The following is a 548-nucleotide window of genomic DNA, read 5'->3' as shown; positions in this document are numbered from 1 at the left end:
GGGGTGGCGCTGGCCTCCAGTTCATCTAGGCTGAACCGCGCGATCGCGGGATAGTCGTCAGCCAGGCCGGCGCCGACCTGGGAGGGCACACTTGGGTCGCCGGCGTCGAGCTTGACCCACATGCCGAAGCCATCGCGCATCGTGTTGCCGTTTTCGCTCCGAGCGGCGTAGGACGCGTCGAAGCGCTTGCGCACCTCATCGGCTGGGAACAGGTACACGTCCACGTTCCGGGGGTCCGCCGGGTCGTCCACGGCCGACACCAGCACCAGCTCCACCTCATCGAGTGTCTTCCACCGAGTGCCGCCTTCGACGGGCTGGTAGGCGAACCAGCGGTCGCGCGTGGTGCGCACCGAGACGGTCGAGGTCTTGCCGTCCTTGATGGCGTCGTAGGTGTTGCTCAGGCCGCGGCCGGGTTGCCGCTTGAGGTCGTAGCCGATCCGCTTCGCGCCCTCGATGGCGGCGCCGACCATAAGGCGCCACGAAGCCATGTCGTTGGTGAGTTTCAAACGGTCTCCCATGACTTTTTCCCTTCCCTGTCGGTTACGTCG

1 pseudogene is annotated in these 548 nt (G+C 66.2%); it reads right to left on the bottom strand.

From position 1 onward, the window contains the following. Window positions 1-518 (bottom strand): annotated as a pseudogene (locus CK240_RS17900) (hypothetical protein); the annotation flags it as partial. Window positions 519-548: the final 30 nt, after the last annotated feature.

The organism is Paracoccus salipaludis, from assembly GCF_002287065.1.
In the GTDB taxonomy this organism is placed as follows: domain Bacteria; phylum Pseudomonadota; class Alphaproteobacteria; order Rhodobacterales; family Rhodobacteraceae; genus Paracoccus; species Paracoccus salipaludis.
The sequence above is the reverse complement of the archived record's forward strand: the minus strand, read 5'-3'. Positions and strand labels throughout refer to the sequence as shown.